Origin of the sequence: Xanthomonas sp. 4461 (assembly GCF_024806475.1) — a bacterium.
Lineage (GTDB): Bacteria > Pseudomonadota > Gammaproteobacteria > Xanthomonadales > Xanthomonadaceae > Xanthomonas > Xanthomonas arboricola_F.
Map to the genome: position 1 here is coordinate 363,137 of NZ_JANTYV010000001.1, position 22,287 is coordinate 385,423.

General features: G+C 63.3%; 17 protein-coding genes and 1 tRNA gene. 1 reads left to right on the plus strand and 17 read right to left on the minus strand.

Annotated elements, in window-relative coordinates:
* Positions 1-46 precede the first annotated feature (46 nt).
* Entirely contained in the window at positions 47-1,099 is a 1,053-nt protein-coding gene (locus FHY19_RS01440; RefSeq protein ID WP_259161010.1) for a DUF2272 domain-containing protein, read from the plus strand.
* 232 nt (positions 1,100-1,331) lie between these two features.
* Here the strand turns inward: FHY19_RS01440 and pnp are convergent, their stop codons facing one another.
* The 17 genes from pnp to nuoF form a co-directional block, all read right to left on the minus strand.
* Positions 1,332-3,446 (minus strand): polyribonucleotide nucleotidyltransferase, encoded by a 2,115-nt coding sequence (pnp, locus tag FHY19_RS01445; RefSeq protein WP_046963953.1) that lies wholly within the window; start codon positions 3,444-3,446, stop codon positions 1,332-1,334.
* A 168-nt stretch (positions 3,447-3,614) separates the two neighbouring features.
* A complete protein-coding gene (gene rpsO / locus FHY19_RS01450) occupies positions 3,615-3,875 on the minus strand; it encodes a 30S ribosomal protein S15 (RefSeq protein WP_005991399.1) in 261 nt (86 codons plus the stop codon).
* A gap of 156 nt (positions 3,876-4,031) precedes the next feature.
* A complete protein-coding gene (gene truB / locus FHY19_RS01455; protein ID WP_259161012.1) occupies positions 4,032-4,958 on the minus strand; it encodes a tRNA pseudouridine(55) synthase TruB in 927 nt (308 codons plus the stop codon).
* A 79-nt stretch (positions 4,959-5,037) separates the two neighbouring features.
* A complete protein-coding gene (gene rbfA, locus FHY19_RS01460) occupies positions 5,038-5,430 on the minus strand; it encodes a 30S ribosome-binding factor RbfA (protein ID WP_259161014.1) in 393 nt (130 codons plus the stop codon).
* A 144-nt stretch (positions 5,431-5,574) separates the two neighbouring features.
* Positions 5,575-8,286, minus strand: coding sequence for a translation initiation factor IF-2 (infB, locus tag FHY19_RS01465; RefSeq protein ID WP_259161015.1), 2,712 nt, complete (start codon positions 8,284-8,286; stop codon positions 5,575-5,577).
* A gap of 95 nt (positions 8,287-8,381) precedes the next feature.
* Positions 8,382-9,893, minus strand: coding sequence for a transcription termination factor NusA (gene nusA, locus FHY19_RS01470; protein WP_259161017.1), 1,512 nt, complete (start codon positions 9,891-9,893; stop codon positions 8,382-8,384).
* A 4-nt stretch (positions 9,894-9,897) separates the two neighbouring features.
* A complete protein-coding gene (rimP, locus tag FHY19_RS01475; RefSeq protein ID WP_259151031.1) occupies positions 9,898-10,488 on the minus strand; it encodes a ribosome maturation factor RimP in 591 nt (196 codons plus the stop codon).
* A 197-nt stretch (positions 10,489-10,685) separates the two neighbouring features.
* A tRNA-Met gene (locus FHY19_RS01480) sits at positions 10,686-10,762 on the minus strand.
* A gap of 208 nt (positions 10,763-10,970) precedes the next feature.
* Complete coding sequence (gene nuoN / locus FHY19_RS01485) at positions 10,971-12,431, minus strand: NADH-quinone oxidoreductase subunit NuoN (protein ID WP_259151033.1); 1,461 nt, start codon at positions 12,429-12,431, stop codon at positions 10,971-10,973.
* A 36-nt stretch (positions 12,432-12,467) separates the two neighbouring features.
* A complete protein-coding gene (locus tag FHY19_RS01490) occupies positions 12,468-13,970 on the minus strand; it encodes an NADH-quinone oxidoreductase subunit M (protein ID WP_259151036.1) in 1,503 nt (500 codons plus the stop codon).
* A gap of 20 nt (positions 13,971-13,990) precedes the next feature.
* A complete protein-coding gene (gene nuoL, locus FHY19_RS01495) occupies positions 13,991-16,159 on the minus strand; it encodes an NADH-quinone oxidoreductase subunit L (RefSeq protein ID WP_259151038.1) in 2,169 nt (722 codons plus the stop codon).
* Positions 16,160-16,166: 7 nt separating this feature from the next.
* Positions 16,167-16,472, minus strand: a complete 306-nt coding sequence (nuoK, locus tag FHY19_RS01500) for an NADH-quinone oxidoreductase subunit NuoK (RefSeq protein WP_005914274.1) — start codon at positions 16,470-16,472, stop codon at positions 16,167-16,169.
* Positions 16,469-17,131: an NADH-quinone oxidoreductase subunit J gene (locus tag FHY19_RS01505; RefSeq protein ID WP_259163814.1), complete on the minus strand. Its 663-nt coding sequence runs from the start codon at positions 17,129-17,131 to the stop codon at positions 16,469-16,471. Before FHY19_RS01505 ends, nuoK begins: the two co-directional genes overlap by 4 nt.
* Positions 17,132-17,135: 4 nt before the next feature.
* Positions 17,136-17,624 (minus strand): NADH-quinone oxidoreductase subunit NuoI, encoded by a 489-nt coding sequence (gene nuoI, locus FHY19_RS01510; protein WP_039407442.1) that lies wholly within the window; start codon positions 17,622-17,624, stop codon positions 17,136-17,138.
* A 3-nt stretch (positions 17,625-17,627) separates the two neighbouring features.
* Entirely contained in the window at positions 17,628-18,722 is a 1,095-nt protein-coding gene (gene nuoH / locus FHY19_RS01515; RefSeq protein ID WP_259161019.1) for an NADH-quinone oxidoreductase subunit NuoH, read from the minus strand.
* Positions 18,719-20,953 carry an NADH-quinone oxidoreductase subunit NuoG gene (nuoG, locus tag FHY19_RS01520; RefSeq protein ID WP_259161021.1) on the minus strand — a complete coding sequence of 745 codons (2,235 nt, stop codon included), beginning with the start codon at positions 20,951-20,953 and terminating at the stop codon, positions 18,719-18,721. The genes nuoH and nuoG overlap by 4 nt, the downstream gene beginning before the upstream one ends.
* Positions 20,950-22,284 carry an NADH-quinone oxidoreductase subunit NuoF gene (gene nuoF, locus FHY19_RS01525; protein WP_259161023.1) on the minus strand — a complete coding sequence of 445 codons (1,335 nt, stop codon included), beginning with the start codon at positions 22,282-22,284 and terminating at the stop codon, positions 20,950-20,952. The genes nuoG and nuoF overlap by 4 nt, the downstream gene beginning before the upstream one ends.
* Positions 22,285-22,287 lie beyond the last annotated feature (3 nt).

Consider the following 22,287-nt stretch of genomic DNA (forward strand, 5'->3'; position numbering starts at 1 on the left):
GGCCGCTCTGGCAGCCTGCTGCGATTGCTTTCGTGCAGGATGTTCGATGACCGTAAGACCCTGGCCGTGGATGTGCCTGTTGCTTGCAGGATTGGGAGGCGGCGCTGCGGCTGCGGAAGTGTGCGATGTGCCGCCGCGGTTCGGCACCAGCCCCGCCGCTATCGCCATCGTGCGCTCGGCCTGCAATGAGCATCGTCTGTGGCAACACCCGTTCATCGATGCCAAAGGGCGCCTTGCCAGCCTGGGCGTGACCGAAGCCGAATCGGGCTATCTCGCCGACCATGGTGTCGTCGCCTGGCAGCGCGTGGCAGGCTATTGGCGCGACAGCGGCACGCTTGCTTCGATGGGCGGCCGTCCCGGCGCGTCAAGTTGCTCTGCATTGGATGGCACCCGCTACACCGCCAGCGATTGTCGCGCGTTTCTGATCGACAACCCGTGGTCGGCCGCTTTCATTTCATGGGTGATGACGCAAGCCAGACTGAGCGGATTCCACCGTTCAGCGCGCCATCTGGACTACATTCGCAGCGCGTACAACGACGGTGCCACCGGCCCGTACCAGTTCGCCGACCCTGCCGTCGAAAAGCCTGCACCCGGCGATCTGCTCTGCCTGCTCCGCGGGCGCAGCGTGGCGCTTGGCTACGCAGGATTGAAGGCCGCGTTGGGCGGTAGCGCATCGATGCCATGGCAATCGCATTGCGATGTGGTGGTGGCTGCCAATGTCGGCGGCGATCGCACGCTGTATCTGATCGGCGGCAATGTGTTCAACACCGTGATGATGCGCAAGATGCCGCTGGACCGCGCCGGTCGGGTGGTATTGCCGACGCCGCAGTCCGACAACGCGCAGGACCAGAACGAAGACAGCCTTGGCGCCGCCAGCGAATGCACGCCGGCACACGAAGAACTATGCGACTTCAATCGTCGCGACTGGGCTGCGTTGCTGAAGCTGCGTCCTGATGCGGCGATGCTGGCGCCACCGCCGACCGAACCACTGCCTGCGCCCACCGCACCGCCTGCCGAGCAGACGATGCCACCAGGTTTTCCACGCGTGGTGCCGCCGCGCCCGGAAACGCAGCCTGCGACGCAGCAGCAGCCTGGGTGAGGCACGAATCAAAAGCCCCTCTCCCTGCGGAAGAGGGGTTGGGGTTGGGGTGAGGGTACGGACGCGTAGCCCTGGCGCCGTTTTACCTGCATGAGACTGCGACCGCACCCTCATCCGCCCCTTCGGGGCACCTTCTCCCGGTGGGAGAAGGAACAAGGCATGGGCTATTGCGAATCGACAACAAAAAAGCGGGCCGAAGCCCGCTTTTTCGTGACGTATCAACCAACGGCGATTACTCGGCCGACGGCGGAACGCCCTCGCCTTCTTCCACTGCCTTGATCGACAGACGGATACGGCCCTGCTTGTCCACTTCCAGCACCTTGACGCGGACCAGATCGCCTTCCTTCAGCTTGTCGCCGACCTTCTCCACGCGCTCGCTGGAAATCTGCGAGACGTGCACCAGGCCGTCCTTGCCCGGCAGGATGGTGACGAACGCGCCGAAGTCCATGATCTTGGCGACCTTGCCTTCGTAGATGCGGCCCGGCTCCACGTCCGAGGTGATCTGCTCGATACGCGACTTGGCAGCTTGCGCGGCGATCGCGTTGACCGAGGCGATGATGATCGTGCCGTCGTCCTGGATGTCGATCTGCGTACCGGTTTCCTTGGTGATCGCCTGGATGGTCGAGCCGCCCTTGCCGATCACTTCGCGGATCTTGTCCGGGTGGATCTTGATGGTCAGCAAGCGCGGCGCGTAGTCGCTCAGCTCCTGACGCGGGGCGGTCAGTGCATGCGCCATCTCGCCGAGGATGTGCAGACGGCCGGCCTTGGCCTGCTGTAATGCCTGCTTCATGATCTCTTCGGTGATGCCTTCGATCTTGATGTCCATCTGCAGCGCGGACACGCCTTCGGCAGTACCGGCCACCTTGAAGTCCATGTCGCCGAGGTGATCTTCGTCACCCAGGATGTCCGACAGCACCACGAAGCGGTCGTTTTCCTTGACCAGGCCCATCGCGATACCTGCGACCGGGGCCTTGATCGGCACGCCGGCATCCATCAGCGCCAGCGAGCTGCCGCAGACCGATGCCATCGACGAGGAGCCATTGGACTCGGTGATTTCCGAGACCACGCGGATCGTGTACGGGAATTCTTCCAGGCTCGGCATCACGGCGAGCACGCCGCGCTTGGCCAGACGGCCATGACCGATTTCGCGACGCTTCGGCGCACCGAAGCGACCGCACTCGCCCACCGAATACGGAGGGAAGTTGTAATGGAACAGGAAGTTTTCCTTGTACTCGCCGCTGACCGCATCGATCACCTGGCCATCGCGGGCAGTGCCCAGCGTGGTGACCACGATCGCCTGCGTCTCGCCGCGGGTGAACAGCGCCGAGCCGTGGGTACGCGGCAGCACGCCGGCCTGCACCGCGATCGGACGCACGGTATCCAGCGCACGACCATCGATACGCACCTTGGTGTCGAGCACCGAGTCGCGCATGGTGTGGTATTCCAGCTCGCCGAATTCCTTCGACAGCTCGGCGCTGCTCCAGCCCTCAGAGGCGACGCGGCCGGCCAGCGACTCCATCACGTCCTTCTTGATCGCCGAGATGGCATCGCGACGCTGCAGCTTGTCGCGCACCTGGAAGGCGCTCGCCAGCTGCGTGCCGACGGCTTCCTTCAGCGCGTTGATCAGCGCGGTGTTCTTGGCAGGCGCAACCCAGGTACTGGGCTTGGTGCCGGCTTCGACGGTCAGCTCGTTGATCGCATTGATGACCTTCTGCAGTTCGCGATGACCGAAGGTCACTGCGCCCAGCATCACTTCTTCGGACAGCAGCGCCGCTTCCGACTCCACCATCAGCACCGCATTGGCGGTACCGGCAACCACCAGCTCCAGCTGCGAATCCTTCAGCTCGGCGATGGTCGGGTTGAGGATGTACTCACCGTTCTTGTAGCCCACCTTGGCGGCGCCGATCGGGCCATTGAAGGGGGTGCCGGCCAGCGACAGTGCAGCCGACGCACCGATCAACGCGGCGATATCGCCGTCGATGTCCGGGTTCATCGACATCACGGTGGCGATGATCTGCACTTCGTTCTTGTAGTCCTCCGGGAACAGCGGACGGATCGGACGGTCGATCAGGCGCGAGATCAACGTTTCCTTCTCGGTCGCACGTCCTTCGCGCTTGAAGAAGCCGCCCGGGATGCGGCCGCCGGCGTAGAACTTCTCCTGATAATCGACCGTCAGGGGGAAGAAGTCCTGCCCTTCGCGCGCGGTTTTTGCGGCGACGGCGGTGACCAGCAGTACGGTGTCGTCCATCTTGACGATGACGGCACCGCTCGCCTGGCGAGCGACTTCGCCCGTCTCCAGGGTGACGGTGTGCTTGCCGTACTGGAAGGTTTTGGTGATTTTTGCCACGGAGGTTTTTTCCTTAGGTGTAACTGTCTTCGTTGGACCGTCGTCGACCCATGCCGAGAACGGGCGGCCGGGAGGCTCCGGCCCATGAACTTGATGATGCGATGACGCGTTTGCGAACGACCAAAACAAAGCCGCGGCGCATCGCTGCGCCGCGGCGGTAGGACTCGATTAGCGGCGCAGGCCGAGCTTCTCGATCAACGACTTGTAACGATCGTTGTCCTTCTTCTTCAGGTAGTCGAGCAGGCTGCGGCGACGGTTGACCATCTGCAGCAGACCGCGACGGCTGTGGTGATCCTTCTTGTGGGTCTTGAAGTGGCCGGTCAGCAGCTCGATGCGTGCGGTCAGCAGAGCGACCTGCACTTCCGGCGAACCGGTGTCCTGGGCGCTGCGCTTGTTGTCTTCAATAACTTTCTGGGTGTCGACGGACATGATGTTTACTCGATAGATGCGTGGTCGACAGGAACGTGCATGACGCACCGTCGGACTCGCCGTTTGCTAGGGATGAGCGCGCTTGGCGCTGAGGTGCCCCGATCGGGGCCGCGAAATTGTACCGTCGCAGGACGCCGGGAACAAGTTGACTAAACCTTAACAACCTGGAGTTTCGTTCAGTCCATTGAACAAGCGCTGCGGCGACAGCCGGCCGTCAGCGTCAACAAGGCCAAGGCCTGACGGGCTTCCATCCGGGCCGAAAACGGCGACCTGGCCGGCTGGAAACGCCGGATCGCGCAGCCTTTGTCCCATCCGGAAGCGGGTCGCATGGGCGTGATCGAGGGTGATCTGCGCAAAATCGGCCAGCCCTGCCTGGATCGGCAGCAGCAGATCCTGCGCCCGCGCGCCCGATTCCACTGCTGCGCTCAACGCTTCCAGGGTCATCATCTGGGGCGAGCGGAACGGCTCTACCCAGAGCCGGCGCAGCGCGGCGATATGCGCACCGCAGCCGAGACTTTCGCCCAGATCGCGGGCCAGGCTGCGGATGTAGGTGCCGGAGCCGCAGGTCACGCGCAACTGCAGGCGCGGCGCGTGGTAGCCGATCAACTCGATCGCATGCACGTCGACCTCACGTACCGGCGCTTCGATCGCTTCGCCCCTGCGTGCCTTGGCATACAGCGGCTCGCCACCCTGCTTGAGCGCGGAATAGATCGGGGCCTGCTGCTGGATGCGCCCGATAAACGAGGCCAAGGCCGCGCGCACTGCCTCTTCGCTCAGCGCAGGCACCGCACGCTCGCGCAGCGGCTCGCCGTCGGCATCGTCGGTATCGGTGGTGACGCCCAGTACCACCTCGGCGTCGTACGCCTTGGCCGAACCCAGCAGCAAGCCGGCGATCTTGGTCGCCTCGCCCAGGCATAACGGCAGCAAGCCGGTGGCCAGCGGGTCCAGGCTGCCGGTGTGGCCGCCCTTTTCGGCACGCAACAAGCGGCGTGCGGCCTGCAATGCAGCGTTGGAACTGAGCCCGGCCGGTTTGTCCAGCAACAGGATGCCGTGCAGCGGGCGATAGACGATGCGGGGTTTCAAAAGATCGGTGCTCGAATCGGGCGCTGTGCGCATCCGCGGGAATCCAGGGGCGCGGCAGCTCGCCCAGCCGACACAGCGCTCAGCGCTGCTCGGCGTCCTCATCGCTGGACGTGGCCTGCGGACCGACATCGTCCAGGTCACGCAGCAGGTTGTCGATGCGTTCGCCACGGTCGACCGAGTCGTCGTAGTGAAAGTGCAGCTCGGGCACATGCCGCAGCTTCATCGCGCGCGCCAGTTGCGTGCGCAGCTGACCGGCGATTTCCTTGAGCCCCTTGACCGCTTCGGCCGAGCGCTCCTGCTGCAGCGCGGTGACGAACACCTTGGCGTGCGCCAGATCGCGGCTGATTTCGACATCGGACACGCTGACCGACGGCAGGCCGTGGTCGCGCACGGCCGCGTGCACGATGGTGCCGAGGTCGCGACGCACCTGCGCAGAGACGCGGTCGGTGCGATGGAATGATTTGGGTGGCATGGTCGTGGACCTGGTTGATTCGGAGGGCCAGATGGCACCGAAGCCAAAAACGAACGCGGGCGGCCATGCCGCCCTCGCCTTGCAGAACTTGCGTGACGCCATGCGCCAGCGCGGTAAATCGGGGCCCGCAGGCCCCGATTTCCATTACAGCGTGCGGGCAACCTCGATACGCTCGAAGCACTCGATCTGATCGCCGGCCTTGACGTCGTTGTAGGCCTTCACGCCGATACCGCACTCGGTACCATTGCGCACTTCGTCGACGTTTTCCTTGAAGCGACGCAGCGATTCCAGCTCGCCCTCGAACACCACGACGCTGTCGCGGAGCACGCGGATCGGCTTGCTGCGCTTGACCACGCCTTCGATGATCATGCAGCCTGCGACCGCGCCGAACTTGGAGCTGCGGAACACATCGCGCACCTGCGCGATACCGATGATCTCTTCGCGGATTTCCACGCCGAGCAGACCGGAGGCCACCTGCTTCACCTGGTCGATCACGTCATAGATGATCGAGAAGTAACGCAGATCGATGCCGTTGGACTCGACGATCTTGCGCGCCGAGGCATCCGCACGCACGTTGAAGCCGATCACCGTGGCCTTGGAGGCCGCTGCCGAATTGGCATCGGACTCGGTGATGCCGCCCACGCCGGAGTGGATCACGTTGATGCGGATATCGTCGTTGGACAAGGCCACCAGCGACTGCTTGAGCGCTTCCACCGAACCCTGCACGTCGGCCTTGATCACCAGGTTCAACACCTGCTGGCCTTCGCCCTTGCCCATCTGGGCCAGGATGTCTTCCATGCGGTTGGTGGCCGAGGCGACCAGGCGCGACTCGCGACGCTTGGTTTCGCGCTGCTGCGCCACGTCCTTGGCCAGACGCTCGTCGTCGACGACCACGAAGTCGTCGCCGGCTTCCGGCACGCCTGACAAGCCGAGCACCTGCACCGGGATCGACGGGCCCGCCGAGGCCGGCTGATGGCCGGTTTCGTCGAACAGCGCACGCACGCGGCCGTACTGGATACCGCACACCAGGTAGTCGCCACGCTTCAGCGCGCCCTGCTGCACCAGCACCGTCGCGACCGGGCCGCGGCCCTTGTCCAGCGACGATTCGATCACGGTACCGCTGGCGCGGCCATCGGCCACGGCCTTGAGTTCCAGCACTTCGGCCTGTAGCGAAATCGCGTCCAGCAGCGTGTCCACACCGGTACCGACCTTGGCCGACACTTCGATGAACTGGGTATCGCCACCGAACTCTTCGGCCACCACGTTTTCGGCCAGCAACTCGTTCTTGACCCGCAGCGGATCGGCGCCGGCCTTGTCGATCTTGTTGACCGCCACGATCAACGGAACGCCCGCCGCCTTGGCATGCGCCACCGCTTCCTTGGTCTGCGGCATCACGCCATCATCGGCTGCAACCACCAGCACCACGATGTCGGTGATCTTGGCGCCGCGCGCACGCATCGAGGTAAACGCGGCATGGCCGGGCGTATCCAGGAAGCTGATGACGCCACGGCCGGTTTCGACGTGGTACGCACCGATGTGCTGGGTGATGCCGCCGGCCTCGCCAGAGGCGATCTTGGTCCGACGGATGTAATCCAGCAGCGAGGTCTTGCCGTGGTCGACGTGACCCATGATGGTGACCACCGGCGGACGCGAGGTGGTTTCCCCCTGCGCATCCTCGGCATGCGCCAGCAGCGCATCCTCGAAGTCGGCATTGTCGGCACGCACAGCCTTGTGGCCGAGCTCTTCGGTCACCAGCGCAGCAGTGTCATGGTCGATGCTCTGGGTGATGGTCGCCATGACGCCCATCTTGAACAGCGCCTTGACCACGTCGCCGCCCTTGAGCGCGAGCTTCTGCGCCAGGTCGGCCACGGTGATGGTCTCGCCGATCGCTACTTCACGCACCACCGGTGCGGTCGGACGCTCGAACCCGTGCGGGCCGCTATTGCCTTGGTTGCCGCCCCGGCCGCTGTCGTTGCCACGGCGCGACGACGACGAACCCGGACGACCGGTCGGCTTGCCACGCACGTTGGAACGACGCGCACGATCGGCCGCAGACAGATGCAGCTGACCGGCAAAGCGCTTGGTCGCATCGTCGTCTTCGACGCCAGCCACCATGACGTGCGAACCGCGCGTCTTGTGCTTGGCGGCGTTGTTGCGGTCGTCCGGGCGGGCCGGCGTCGCCGGACGCGAGGCGGGCGACGCGCCAGCCGGGCGGGCCGGACGCGGTGCCGAAGACGGCGAGGACGGAGCACGCGCGGCGGGCGCAGACGACGGCGTCGGCGCAGCAGCAACCGGGGCCGGCGCACTGGCAGCCGCAGCGGCTTCCTCGGCAGCCTTGCGCTCGGCTTCTGCGCGGTCTTTTGCGGCCTGCTCTTCGTCGCGCTTGCGCTGGATTGCTTCATCGCGCACACGATCGCTTTCGGCCAGACGCTGCTGCTCGTCGAGGTTGCGCTTACGCGACTCCTCGAGCTTGCGCAGGATGTCGGCGCGCTCTTCGTCCGGCGTCATCGGCGCGGCGCGGCCGCCGCCTTCGTTCTCGGACTTCACGTAAGTACGCTTCTGCCGCACTTCCACGTTGACCGTGGTCTTGGTGCGGCCGGCGTTGACCGTGACTTCCTGCAGCTTGCGCCGATTGAGCGTGATCTTCTTGGCTGCCTCGCTCGCCGCTTCGGCGGGCGTGTCGGCCTTGCCATGCGTGCGACGCAGGAAGCCAAGCAGTTTCATCTTCTCGGTGCTGGTCACGACCTGGTCGGGACCGCTGAACTTCATTCCGGCCTCGGCCAGTTGAACCAGCAGTTTATCGACCGGCGTATTGACCAGTTCGGCAAGCTTGCGGATGGTGGTTTGCTGCGACATTCGGATCCTATGATCTGGTTGGCGCCCCCTCGCCCAGAGCAAGGGAAACGCTGATTCTAAGCCCTGATGGGGTCAGGGCGCGGTTCATTGCCGGCTCATTCGCCGCGCTCCAAACGGGCGATCTCCTCGGCGCGGGCCGCCAGGATCAGCGCCGCGGCGCGCTCCTGGGTCATGCCCTCGATGCCGAAGTCGACGATCTCGTCCGCTGCCAGGTCGGACAAATCCTCGCTGGTGCGCACGCCGTGCTCGGCCAGAGCAAAGGCCATTTCCTCGTCCATCCCCTCCAGCGCCAGCAGGTCCTCGGTGGGCTGAGTTCCTTCCAGGCCTTCTTCCTCGGCCAGCGCGGCGTTGAGCAACGCATCGCGGGCACGGGCACGCAGTTCTTCGACGATGTCTTCGTCGAAGCCTTCCACCGCCAGCAGTTCACCGACCGGGACGTAGGCGATTTCTTCGACCGTATTGAAGCCTTCGGATACCAGGATCGCGGAGATTTCTTCGTCCACTTCCAGGCGGTCCATGAACAGCTGGCGCGCCGACGCCTGTTCAGCCTCGGACTTGGCGGCCACCTGGTCGGCGGTCATCACGTTGAGCTGCCAGCCGGTCAGGCGGCTGGCCAGGCGCACATTCTGGCCGCCCTTGCCGATCGCCTGCGCCAGGCGGTCTTCCGCCACAGCCAGGTCCATCGAGTGCTTGTCTTCATCGACGATGATCGACTGCACTTCGGCAGGCGCCATTGCGTTGATGACGAAGTTGGCCGGGTTCTCGTTCCACAGCACGATGTCCACACGCTCGCCATTGAGCTCGTTGGACACCGCCTGCACGCGCGAACCACGCATACCGATGCAGGCGCCGATGGGATCGGTGCGGGTGTCGTGCGCGATCACGGCGATCTTGGCGCGATCGCCCGGGTCGCGGGCGCAGGCCTTGATCTCGACCAGGCCCTGACCCACTTCCGGCACTTCGAGCTTGAACAGCTCGATCATGAATTCCGGCGCGGCGCGGCTGATGAACAGCTGCGGGCCACGCGGCTCGGAGCGCACTTCGGCCAGATAGCCGCGCACGCGGTCGCCCGGGCGCAGCACGTCGCGCGGAATGCCCTTGTCCTTCGGGATGAAGGCCTCTGCATTGCCACCCAGATCGACAAAGATATTGCCGCGCTCGGCACGCTTGACCACGCCGGTGATCAGCTCGCCCACGCGATCCTTCCAGGCATCGACCACCTGCTGGCGCTCGGCCTCGCGCACGCGCTGCACGATCACCTGCTTGGCAGCCTGGGCGGCGATACGGCCGAAATCCGGGTTTTCGATCTGTTCTTCGATGTAGTCGCCCACATCCACGCCGTCGGCCTCGTCGATGGCATCCATCAGGCGCACCTGGCGATCCGGCGACTCCATCACCACGTCGTCGGCCACCACTTCCCAACGGCGGAAGGTTTCGTAATTACCGTCCTTGTGGTCGATGGTCACGCGCGTCAGCACGTCCTGGTCGGGATAGCGCTTCTTCGCTGCGGAAGCCAGCGCGGCCTCGATCGCATCGAAGATCACTTCGCGCGGCACGCCCTTTTCGTTGGCCACCGCATCCACTACCAGCAAAAGTTCCTTGCTCATTTAGTCACTCCGCGCGCGGCTTGCCAGCCGCCGACTCGTTGGATGGTTTCTTCTTGTCGTGCCCGGGTTTTTTCGGGCCGGGCTTATTCGGTTTTTGCGGCGCAAGGCCCAAGGCGACCCAATCCGGCAGGATGCGCGCCTTGTCGATGTTGTCGAAGCCGATCTGCACGTCCTTGCCGTCGACCGAAAACACCACGGCATCAGCTTCCGGCTCGGTGCGCAGGATCTGACCCTGAAAGCGGCGCCGACCATCCTGCGCAAGCTTCAACACGATCTTTGCGGACTCGCCGACATGGCGCGCGAATTGTTCCAGGGTGAACAACGGACGGTCCACACCCGGCGAGGACACTTCCAGGGTGTAGTTGCCACTGATCGGGTCTTCGACGTCGAGCTGGGCGGAGACTTCACGGCTCACGCGCTCGCAATCGTCGACGTTGATGACACGCTCGGGCTGTTCGGCCAGCGGAACATCGATGTAAAGGCGCAACGTGGCGCCGCCTGGCGCGGGAAGATACTCCACGCCCAGCAGTTCCAAGCCCAGGGACTCAACCGTTGGACTCAGCAGATTCGCGATTTCGGTCGCTTTTTCGCTCACAGACTGCCCTGATCAAATGATTGCCAGTAGAACCCCGGCAACCGGCAGCAAACTTTCCGGTTCCGGAAAAAACAAGGGGCCCGATGGGCCCCTTGCGTGAAAAAAGCCCGACCTCTCAGGGTCGGCGTAAGGACGGGAACATGCGTCCTTACGATCCAAGAAGTTGAATCACTGCGATAAAGCGGTAATTCGAAACTTGGTAGCGGGGGCAGGATTTGAACCTGCGACCTTCGGGTTATGAGCCCGACGAGCTGCCAGACTGCTCCACCCCGCAGCAGAAGCGGAATTATGAAGAACTTGAGCGGCAATTGCAAGCCCTAAGTTTTTCATCTGTTAGACACTTTGGCGAGTGTCCAACGTCGCGGCGAATGATAACCGCAATGCAACAAAAACGAAACACCAATCACAACTTTATTTCATATCCGCGCCATGCGCAGGCAACAGGCGTCGCGACGAACGCGACACCTGACCATGCCCGCTTCTTATGCGAGACCGGCAAACGCGCGCTGGCACCACACCATGATCGGGTTCCAGGCCAAGCCAAGCGCGAGCAACGCAAGTGCGTTGACGCCCAGCACGGTCCCCAGCACACGGTCGTTGTTGGCTGGCAACGGCTCACCGACCGGCTCGTCGAAATACATGACCTTGATGACACGCAGGTAGTAATACGCACCGATCACTGCGCAGATCACACCCACCAGCGCCAACCACAGCATGTCGCCGTTCACTGCCGCGCCCAGCACGGCCAGCTTGGTCCAGAAGCCGAGGAACGGCGGAATACCAGCCAGCGACGCCATGATGCACAACACCAGGCCGGCCATCCACGGATTGCGCGCGTTGAGGCCCTTGAAGTCGTCGATGTTCTCGGCTTCGAACCCATTGCGCGACAACGCGATGATGGCGCCGAACGACGCGGTCGACATGATGGTGTAGCTCACCGCATAGAACATCGCGGCCGCGTAACCCTCTTCGCCGCCGCCGGCGACGCCCATCAGCAGGAAGCCGATATGCGAGACCGTCGAATACGCAAGCATGCGCTTGAGATTGCTCTGCGCGATGGCCATCAGGTTGCCGACGACCAGCGACAGCGCCGACAGGCCCCCGATCAACAGATGCCACTGCGGCGACAACGGCCCCATGCCCACCTCCAGCAGGCGGTAGGTCATGCCGAACGCAGCCAGCTTCGGTGCGGAGCTGATAAACAACGCGATTGGTGCCGGTGCGCCCTGATAGACGTCCGGCAGCCACATATGGAACGGTGCCGCGCCCAGCTTGAATGCCACGCCAGCGATCATGAAGATGGTGCCGGTCAGCAGCAGCGTGCGCTCGCCGGAGCCTTCGATCGCTTCGTGGATGCCAGCCAGGCTCAGGGTGCCGGTAGCGCCATAGACCAGCGACATGCCGTACAGCAGCAGGCCCGACGCCAGCGAACCCAGCACGAAATACTTCATCGCCGCTTCGGTGGCCAAGCCGTTGTCGCGGTTGGATGCGACCAGCGCGTACGAGCACAGCGCCAGCAGTTCCAGACCCAGGTAGACCATCAGCAGGCTGCCGGCCGACGCCAGCAGCATCATGCCGGCGGTCGCGAACAACACCAGTACCGGGATTTCGCCTTGGTAGAGATTGCGCTCGCGCAGGTAGGTCCAGCCATAGACCAGGCTCAACCCGCTGACGAGCACGATCACCGTCTTCATCACGTCTGCGGCGGTATCGCGCACGAACATGCCATTGAAGATATCGCCCTGCCCGCCTGTGCCGGTGGCCAGCAACGCAAACACCACGGCGAGAACAGCGATGGAGAACAAGTGGGTCCAGACCTTGTTCCGCTGGCTCATGAACAGGTCGAGCATCAGCAATGCGAAGGCGCCGCCGATCAGCACCAGCTCCGGAACGAGCGGAGCCAGGTCAGCGGTGGTCAACGGCGCGAGCGTTGGCGTGGTCATCATCAAATCCTGAAAATCAAAACGTACGGCAAGCGGTCAAAGCTTGCTCGCGGCGATCTGGGTAGCCAGCTTGGCGATCGATGGTTCCATCAGATCGGTCAGCGGCTTCGGATACAGGCCCAGGGCCAGCACGCCAGCAGCGAACACCCCCAGCACGAAAGCCTCGCGGCCATTGATGTCCTTCAGCTCGGCCACGTGGGCATTGGCCACTTCGCCGAAGAACACGCGCTTGTAGAGCCAAAGCGTGTAGGCGGCCGTGATCACCAGGGTCGTGGCGGCGGCGAAGGCAACCAGCGGATGCTTCTGGAAGCTGGCCAGGATCACCATGAATTCACCGACGAACCCGCTGGTACCCGGCAGACCGGCATTGGCCATGAAGAACAGCATGGAAAAGGTCGCGAACCACGGCATCACATTGACCACGCCGCCGTAATCGGCGATGCGGCGCGTGTGCATGCGGTCGTACAGCACGCCGATGCAGGAGAACATCGCGCCGGACACGAAGCCGTGCGAAATCATCTGCACCATCGCGCCCTGCAAGCCGAGGCGTGCTGCGTCGGTGCTGCCGTACTCGCGCACCAGGGTGAAGGCGATGAAGGTGCCCAGGGTGACGAAACCCATGTGCGCGATGGACGAATATGCCACCAGCTTCTTCATGTCGTCCTGCACCAACGCCACCAGGCCGACGTAGATCACCGCGATCAGCGACAGCGTGATCACTAGCCACGCAAACTCATGGCTGGCATCGGGAACGATCGGCAGGTTGAAACGCAGGAAACCGTAGCCGCCGATCTTCAGTGCGATCGCCGCCAGGATCACCGAACCGGCGGTCGGTGCTTCGACGTGCGCGTCCGGCAACCAGGTATGCACCGGGAACATCGGCACCTTGACCGCGAACGCGATCAGGAACGCGAAGAAGATCCAGGTCTGCTCCTTGGCGGTCAGCTGCAGCGCATACAGGTCGGCGAGCTGGAAGCTGCCGCCCTTCAGATACAGATACACCAGACCCACCAGCATCAGCACCGAGCCGAGGAAGGTGTAGAGGAAGAACTTCATCGCCGCATAGATACGCCGCGGACCGCCCCAGACACCGATGATGAGGAACATCGGGATCAGCATGGCTTCGAAGAAGACATAGAACAGCATCGCATCGGTCGCGGCGAAGATGCCGACCGTGACGCCTTCCAAGATCAGGAAGGCAGCGACGTACTGGTTGACGCGCTTGTCGATCGAGCGCCAGGCACCGATCAGTGCCAGCACAGTCACCAGCGTGGTCAGCACGATCAACGCAACCGCGATGCCATCCACGCCCAGGTTGTAGCCGATGTTGTAGGCCGGAATCCAGGCATGCAGTTCGATGAACTGCATCGCGTCATTGGCCGTGTCGTAGCCCAGCAGCGGCAGACTCAGCACAAAGGTCGCCACCGCCACCGCCAGGGATGCCCAGCGGGCAGTCTCGGCGTTGCGCAACGCAAGGATCAGGGCGCCACCGATAATCGGCAGCCAGATCAAGATAGACAGTAAAGGCCAGTTCGACACGTTTTCTTATTCCGTACAGGTCAACGCCAGAAATGCATCAGTACCGCCAACAAGGCGATCAAACCGATGATCATTGCGAAGGCGTAGTGATAGAGGAAACCGGATTGCGTGCGACGCAGCAGATTTGCAGCCAGGTCGATCAGTCGGGCAGAACCATTGACGGCCACGCCATCGACCACATGGGTATCGATTGCGCGTGACGCCTTGCCAAGGACAACACCGCCACCGGCGAAGCCATTGATCCACAGCTTGTCGAAGCCGTACTTGTTTTCCAGCAGCCACACGATCGGCGCGAACGCCTTGCGCGACTTGGTGGCCAGTTCCGGCTTCCACAGGTAGAACAGAGCAGCGAGCACTAGACCGGCAAGCGTCAGGAAGAACGGTGCCGCCATCATGCCGTGCAGCGCGAACGCGACCGGGCCATGGAACTCCTCGGCCAGGGCACCCACGGTATCGCGTGCCGGGTCGTAGAAGTCGACGATGCCGGTGAAGAACGACACAGCCTGCCCTTTAAGCGCGTGCGCCGCGTGATGGCCCTGCCAATCGGTGCCGAACAACATCGGGCCGATAGTGAAGAAGCCGATCGCCACCGACGGAATCGCCAGAAGGATCAACGGCAACGTCACAACCCACTTGGACTCGTGCGGCTCGTGTGCGCCATGGTGGCCGTGATCGTCGTGGCCATGCGTGTCGTGTGCATGTGCGTCGTGCGCATGGCTGTCGTGCACGTGGACCTGCGCCTCGGCGTCGGTGTGCGCGCTGTCGTGGTGGGCATGGGCGTCGTGCGCATGCGCATCGCGGAAGCGTTCCTTGCCGTGGAAGGTCAGGAACAGCAGACGGAAGCTGTAGAAGCTGGTCACCAGCACGCCGCCGAGCACCGCCCAGTAGCCATAGGTCGCGATCCAGCTATGCGACTCATGCGCGTGATGCGCAGCGGCCTCGATGATGGTGTCCTTCGAGTAGAAGCCCGAGAAGAACGGCGTACCGACCAGCGCCAGCGTACCGATCACACTGGTCCAGTAAGTCACCTTCATGTACTTGCGCAGGCCGCCCATCTTGCGCATGTCCTGCTCGTGGTGCATGCCGATGATGACCGAGCCGGCCGCCAGGAACAGCAGCGCCTTGAAGAAAGCATGCGTCATCAGGTGGAACACTGCGGCCGAATAGGCCGATACGCCCAGCGCCACGGTCATGTAGCCGAGCTGGGACAGCGTCGAGTACGCGACCACGCGCTTGATGTCGTTCTGCACGATGCCGATCAGGCCAGTGAAGAAAGCCGTGGTCGCACCGATGAACAGGATGAAGTTCAGCGCGGTTTCGGACAGCTCGAACAGCGGCGACATGCGCGCCACCATGAAGATGCCGGCAGTGACCATGGTTGCAGCGTGGATCAGCGCCGAGATCGGGGTCGGGCCTTCCATCGAGTCAGGCAGCCACACATGCAGCGGCACCTGCGCCGACTTGCCCATCGCACCGATGAACAGGCAGATGCAGATCAGCGTCATCACGCTCCACTCGTGGCCTGCGAACAGCTGCACCTTGGCACCGGCCATGGTGGTCGCGTTGGCGAACACGGTGGAGTAATCCAGCGAGCCGAACCACAGCAACACACCGGCGATGCCGAGAATGAAGCCGAAATCGCCGACGCGGTTGACCAGGAACGCCTTCATGTTGGCGAACACGGCGGTCGGGCGCTTGAACCAGAAACCGATCAGCAGGTACGACACCAGGCCCACCGCTTCCCAGCCGAAGAACAGCTGCAGGAAGTTGTTGCTCATCACCAGCGTCAGCATGGAGAAGGTGAACAACGAGATATAGCTGAAGAAGCGCTGGTAACCCGGATCCTCTTCCATGTAGCCGATGGTATAGATGTGCACCAGCAGCGACACGAAGGTCACCACCACCATCATCATCGCGGTCAGGCGATCGACCATGAAGCCGACATGCGCGGAGTAATTACCGACGTCGAAGAAGGTGTACAGGTTCTGGTTGAACGGGCTGGCACCCTGCTCCACCAATTGGTACAGGGTCAGGCACGACAGCACGCAGCTGACCGCCACACCGAGGATGGTGACGTACTGCGCGCCCTTGCGTCCTACCTGGCGCCCGAACAGGCCGGCGATGATGCTGCCGACCAGCGGTGCAAGCACCACTGCGATCAACAGACTCTTGGAGAGAGTGATTTCCATCTACAGGTCAGCCCTTCAACGTATCGACTTCGGCCACATTGATCGTGCGGCGCGTGCGGAACAGAGTCACCAGGATCGCGAGGCCGATGGCGGCCTCCGCGGCGGCAACGGTCAGGATGAAGAACACGAACAACTGACCGGCGGTGTCGCCGAGCTCGCGCGAGAATGCGATGAAGTTGACGTTGACCGACAGCAGCATCAACTCGATCGACATCAGCAACACGATGACGTTCTTGCGGTTGAGGAAGATGCCGGCCAGGGAGATGCAGAACAGCACCGCGCCAAGCCCAAGCAGGTGGCCCAAGGTAATCAAGACTTCGCCTCCTGTCCGTCGGCCGCGTCGATCTGCGGCGCAACCTGTACCGGCTTTTCAACCGCCATTTTGACCATGCGCAGACGGTCGCCCGCCTTGACCCGCGACTGCTCGCCGGCGTTCTGCAGCTTGATGCCGGTGCGCTTGCGCAGGGTCAGCATCACTGCAGCCACCACCGCCACGGTCAGAATCACCGCAGCAAATTCGAACGGCAGCAGGAACTCGGTATACAGGCTCTTGGCCAGCCAGGTCAGGTTCGAGCTGTCGGCAGCCTGCGCTGCTGCATTGTCGACCGGGAACGGCGTGGCAGTGCGTGACTTGACCCCGATCAAGGTGACCATCTGCACCAGCATCGCCACCGCAACGATCACGCCCAGCGGCATGTACTTGACCCAGCCCTCGCGCAACCGGCTGGTGTCGATGTCCAGCATCATCACCACGAACAGGAACAGCACCATCACCGCGCCGACGTAGACCAGCACCAGGGTGACGCCGAGGAACTCGGCACCGACCAGCAGCCAGATGCAGGCCATCGAGAAGAAGGTGAGGATCAGGCACAACACGGCATACACCGGGTTACGCACGCTGATCACCGCACCGGCGGACACCACCGCGATTGCGGAGAAGGCGTAAAACGCAATAGAGACCCAGTCCATCATGACCTCAACGGAAGGCGGCATCGGCAGCGCGACGCTCGGCGATCTCGGCCTCTAGCCGGTCTCCGATCGCCAGCAGCTGCGGCTTGTTGACAATGTTCTCGCCACGCTTCTCGAAGTGGTACTCGAGGATATGCGTTTCGACGATCGAGTCCACCGGGCAGCTTTCTTCGCAAAAGCCGCAGAAGATGCACTTGAACAGGTCGATGTCGTAGCGCGTGGTGCGGCGCGAGCCATCCTCGCGCTTGGCCGAGTCGATGGTGATCGCCAATGCCGGGCAGACCGCTTCGCACAGCTTGCAGGCGATGCAGCGCTCCTCGCCATTGGGATAACGACGCAGCGCATGCAGGCCACGGAAACGCGGCGACTGCGGAAACTTCTCCATCGGATACAGCACGGTGTACTTGGGCTTGAACGTGTATTTCAACGTCAGCCACAAGCCTCCGAGCAGTTCGAGCAGGAGCAAGCTCTTGAAGTAATGGGTGATCTTGTTCATCAATTACACGCCCTTCTGGATCACGCCGTAAAACACCATCAATGCCGTCACTGCGATCCACACGATCGTGAGCGGAATGAACACCTTCCAGCCCAGACGCATGATCTGGTCGTAGCGGTAGCGCGGGAAGCTGGCACGGAACCAGATGTAGGCGCTGGCGAAGAAGAACACCTTCATCAGCAGCCACGGCCAACCGCCCTTCCACACCCAGTCAATCCACGGCGAGATGTCTGGGCTGCCCCACACCTGGGGCCACGGGCTCAACCAGCCGCCCAGGAAGAAGATCGAGATCAGGAAGCTGACCAGGATCATGTTGGCGTATTCGGCCAGGAAGAACAGTGCGAATGCACCGCCCGAGTATTCCACCATGTGGCCCGCGACGATTTCCGACTCGCCTTCCACCACGTCGAACGGCGCGCGGTTGGTTTCGGCAACGCCGGAGACCCAGTACACGATGAACAACGGGAACAGCGGAATCAGGAACCAGTCGAAGAGGCCGGAGTTACCCGCTTGCGCAAACACGATCTGGCTGAGGTTGACGCTGCCGGAAGCGATCATTACGCCGACCAGCGCAAAACCCATCGCAATCTCGTAGCTGACCACCTGCGCGGCCGAGCGCATCGCACCCAGGAACGCATACTTGGAGTTGGAGGCCCAGCCGGCGAGGATGATGCCGTACACGCCCAGCGAGGTCATCGCCAGCAGATACAGCAGACCGACGTTGGCATTGGAGAGCACCAGCTGCGCATCGAACGGCACCACCGACCATGCCGCGAAAGCCGGCGCCAGCGTCAGCAGCGGCGCGATGATGAACATCGCCTTGTGCGAACTGCTCGGCTGCAGGATCTCCTTGAACAGGAGCTTGAACACGTCGGCGAAGGCCTGAAAGATGCCCATGCCCACGTACATGGGCCCGTGACGCACGTGCATCCAACCGATGAGCTTGCGCTCCCAGACCACGTAGAAGGCCACCGATACGATCACCGGCACGGCGATCAACAGGATCTTCAACACGGTCCATAGCACGATTCCGCCATCGCCCAGTCCGAGGAACCACTGGTGCAGGGGATCGACCACGTTCAACAGCAATCCGTTCATGCAGCCACCACCGTTACGCGACCGGCGCCGAGCGGCGCGGTAGCGCCATGGCCGCATTCGATCCACACCGTGCCCGGTGCGACGCGCTTGTCCAGCACCACCGGCAACGTCGCCTTACCAGCGTCGGTGCCGACCTTGACCATCTGGCCTGCGCCAATCTGTAGCTGCGCAGCCTGCTCCGGATGCATCGCCACACACGGCGAGACGTTCAGCGGATGCGACTGCAACGCAGCGGCGCGACGCACCACCGCGTCGGTGCGGTAGATCGCGGCGGTTGCCGCAACCTCCAGCCCGTCGGTGGTCGCCTGCGGCTGGGCCGAAGCTACCGGGCGCACGTCGCGGTTCTGCAGGCCGGCACGCAGGCCGACCAGATCGATGAACTCGAAACCGGCCAGACCCAGCTCGCCACCCAGCGCACGCAGCACACGCCAACCTTCGCGCGCTTCGACCGGCAGGCGGCCTGCGGCACGCGCCGTCTGCACGCGACCATCCAGATTGGTCAGCGAGGCGTCGATTTCCGGCAGTGCGCCGATCGGCAGGATCACATCGGCAACATCGCGCGTCGAAGCGCAGGCGAACTGGCTGAATGCAACGACCTTGGCACCGGCGAGCGCGCTGCGTGCAGCGGCGGCATCGGCAAAATCCAGACCCGGCTCGATGCCGTACAACACGTAGGCCTGACGCGGCTGCGCCAGCATGCCGGCCACATCGCGTGCGCTCGGCAGCACGCCTTGCGACACCAGACCCACCGCGTTCGCACCCTGCGGGATACGGCACAGCGAGGCGCCCGTTGCGGCAGCGAAGTCACGTGCGGCAGCACGCAGTGCCGCAGCCTGCGGATGATTTTCAGCCAGTGCACCAACCACGATTACGGCGCGCGTCGCGCCCTTGACCACATCGCGCAGCGCGGCATCGTCGAGTGCAGCAGCCAGTTTCGACGGCGCGACGACGGTGCGGCTGGCCTGGGTAAATGCGAAATCGAAATCGACCGGATTGACCGAATGGATCTGCGTGCGGTTCTGAATGTGCGCCTTGCGCAGACGCGCATGCAGCAATGGCAGCTCGTGACGCACGTTGGTGCCGAACAGCACCACCACATCGGCCTGTTCGATCTCGGCCAGCGGCGTTGCAAACGTTTCGGCCACCGCAGCGTCGGAGAAATCGCGATTGAGCAGACGGTGATCCAGATTGCCGCTGTTCAAGCCTTCGGCCAGACGTGCGAGCAGCGCGCCTTCCTCGTTGGAGGTGGACGGATGCACCAGTACACCAAGCTGATCGCCAGCATTGTCGCGCAGGATCTGGGTCGCAGCGGCCAGACCTTCGGTCCAGCTCACTTCGGTCCACTCGCCGTTGATCTTCTTCAACGGCTTGACCGCACGGTCTTCGGAGTACAGACCCTGATGCGAGTAACGGTCGCGATCGGACAGCCAGCACTCGTTGACCGCCTCGTTCTCGCGCGGCACGGTGCGCAGCACTTCGCCGCGACGCACGTGCAGGAACAGGTTCGAGCCCATCGCGTCGTGGTAGCCCAGCGACTCGCGCGCCATCAGCTCCCACGGACGCGCGCGGAACTGGAACACCTTGTTGGTCAGCGCGCCGACCGGGCACACGTCGATGACGTTGCCGGAGATTTCGGTGGTCAGCGGCTTGCCGTCGTAGGTGCCGATCTGCAGGTTTTCACCGCGATACATGCCACCCAACTCGTAGGTGCCGGCGATGTCTGCAGTGAAGCGCACGCAACGGGTGCACTGGATGCAGCGGGTCATTTCGGTGGCGACCAGCGGACCGATGTCCTCGTCCGGCACCACGCGCTTGCGCTCGTTAAAGCGGCTGACCGAACGGCCGTAGCCGAGCGAGACGTCCTGCAACTCGCACTCGCCGCCCTGATCGCAGATCGGGCAGTCCAGCGGGTGATTGATCAGCAAAAATTCCATCACGCTGCGCTGGTACTTCAGCGCCTTTTCGCTACGCGTGGTGACCTTCATGCCGTCCATCACCGGGGTGGCGCAGGCCGGCGACGGCTTCGGGGATTTTTCGACGTCCACCAGGCACATGCGGCAGTTGGCCGCGATCGGCAGCTTCTCGTGGTAGCAGAAGCGCGGGATCGGGATGCCGGCCTTGTCGGCGGCCTGGATGATCATCGAGCCCTTCGGCACCACCAGGGACTGCCCGTCGATTTCGACGGTGACATGATCCGGAGGTACGTTCGGGTTGACTGGTTGGGCGCTCATGCGGCCACTCCGACTTGCGTGTCGACGATCGAGCGACCGTTGACGATGTAGTACTCGAATTCGTCCCAGAACTGGCGCAGGAAGCCTTGGATCGGCCACGCCGCCGCTTCACCGAACGCGCAGATGGTGTGCCCTTCGATCTGGCCGGCAACGGTACGCAGCTGGTGCAGGTCTTCCATCGTGGCCTTGCCGGCGACGATGCGCTCCAGCACGCGGTGCATCCAGCCGGTGCCTTCGCGGCACGGGGTGCACTGGCCGCAGGATTCCTTGTGGAAGAACTGCGAGATGCGGCAGGCAAAGCGTACGCAGCAGACGCTGTCGTCCAGCACCACGATCGCGCCGGAACCCAGGCCGGTGCCCAGCGCACGCAAGGTGTCGTAATCCATCTGCAGGCCGGCCACCTGGTCGGCCTTCAGCACCGGCATCGACACACCGCCAGGTACAACGCCCTTGAGCTTGCGGCCCGGACGCAGGCCGCCGGCCATTTCCAGCAGCTCGTCGAAGGTGGTGCCGAGCGGCACTTCGAAGTTGCCGCCCTTCTGCACGCAACCGGACACCGAGAAGATCTTCGGGCCGCCGTTCTTGGTCTTGCTCAACCCGAGGAACCACTCCGGGCCGTTGCGAATGATCGCCGGCACCGACGCATAGGTTTCAGTGTTGTTGATGGTGGTCGGCTTGCCGTACAGGCCGAAGTTGGCCGGGAACGGCGGCTTGTAGCGCGGCTGACCCTTCTTGCCTTCCAGCGATTCCATCAATGCGGTTTCTTCGCCGCAGATGTAGGCGCCGGCACCCAGCGCACCGTAGATATCGATATCCACGCCGCTGCCGAGAATGTTCTTGCCCAGCCAGCCGTTGGCATACGCATCGGCCAGCGCCAGCTCGAAGTTCTCGAACGGCTCATGGTGGAACTCGCCGCGCAGATAGTTGTAGCCCACGGTCGAGCCGGTGGCGTAGCAGGCGATCGCCATGCCCTCCACCACCGAATGCGGGTTGTAACGCAGGATGTCGCGGTCCTTGCAGGTTCCCGGCTCGGATTCGTCCGAATTGCACAGGATGTACTTCTGCATGTTGCCCCTGGGCATGAACGACCACTTCAGACCGGTCGGGAAGCCTGCGCCACCGCGGCCGCGCAGGTTCGATGCCTTGACCATCTCGATGACATCGGCCGGCGCGATCTTCTCTTCGAGGATCTTGCGCAACGCGGCGTAGCCACCGGTCTTGAGGTAGCTCTCGTAGGACCACGGCGTGTCGTAGTGCAGGGTCGTGTAGACGACCTGATGCGGCAACGGCGCCGGACCGACCGGACCTGTAGGTGCGTGATGATGTGCCATGTC

Bases quoted from the DNA above. Each gene is read 5' to 3' on its own strand.
- FHY19_RS01440 (WP_259161010.1), top strand. From the start codon at position 47: ATGACCGTAAGACCCTGGCCGTGGATGTGCCTGTTGCTTGCAGGATTG.
- rpsO (WP_005991399.1), bottom strand. From the start codon at position 3,875: ATGTCCGTCGACACCCAGAAAGTTATTGAAGACAACAAGCGCAGCGCC.
- rbfA (WP_259161014.1), bottom strand. From the start codon at position 5,430: ATGCCACCCAAATCATTCCATCGCACCGACCGCGTCTCTGCGCAGGTG.
- infB (WP_259161015.1), bottom strand. From the start codon at position 8,286: ATGTCGCAGCAAACCACCATCCGCAAGCTTGCCGAACTGGTCAATACG.
- nusA (WP_259161017.1), bottom strand. From the start codon at position 9,893: ATGAGCAAGGAACTTTTGCTGGTAGTGGATGCGGTGGCCAACGAAAAG.
- nuoN (WP_259151033.1), bottom strand. From the start codon at position 12,431: ATGACCACGCCAACGCTCGCGCCGTTGACCACCGCTGACCTGGCTCCG.
- nuoL (WP_259151038.1), bottom strand. From the start codon at position 16,159: ATGGAAATCACTCTCTCCAAGAGTCTGTTGATCGCAGTGGTGCTTGCA.
- FHY19_RS01505 (WP_259163814.1), bottom strand. From the start codon at position 17,131: ATGATGGACTGGGTCTCTATTGCGTTTTACGCCTTCTCCGCAATCGCG.
- nuoI (WP_039407442.1), bottom strand. From the start codon at position 17,624: ATGAACAAGATCACCCATTACTTCAAGAGCTTGCTCCTGCTCGAACTG.
- nuoH (WP_259161019.1), bottom strand. From the start codon at position 18,722: ATGAACGGATTGCTGTTGAACGTGGTCGATCCCCTGCACCAGTGGTTC.
- nuoG (WP_259161021.1), bottom strand. From the start codon at position 20,953: ATGAGCGCCCAACCAGTCAACCCGAACGTACCTCCGGATCATGTCACC.
- nuoF (WP_259161023.1), bottom strand. From the start codon at position 22,284: ATGGCACATCATCACGCACCTACAGGTCCGGTCGGTCCGGCGCCGTTG.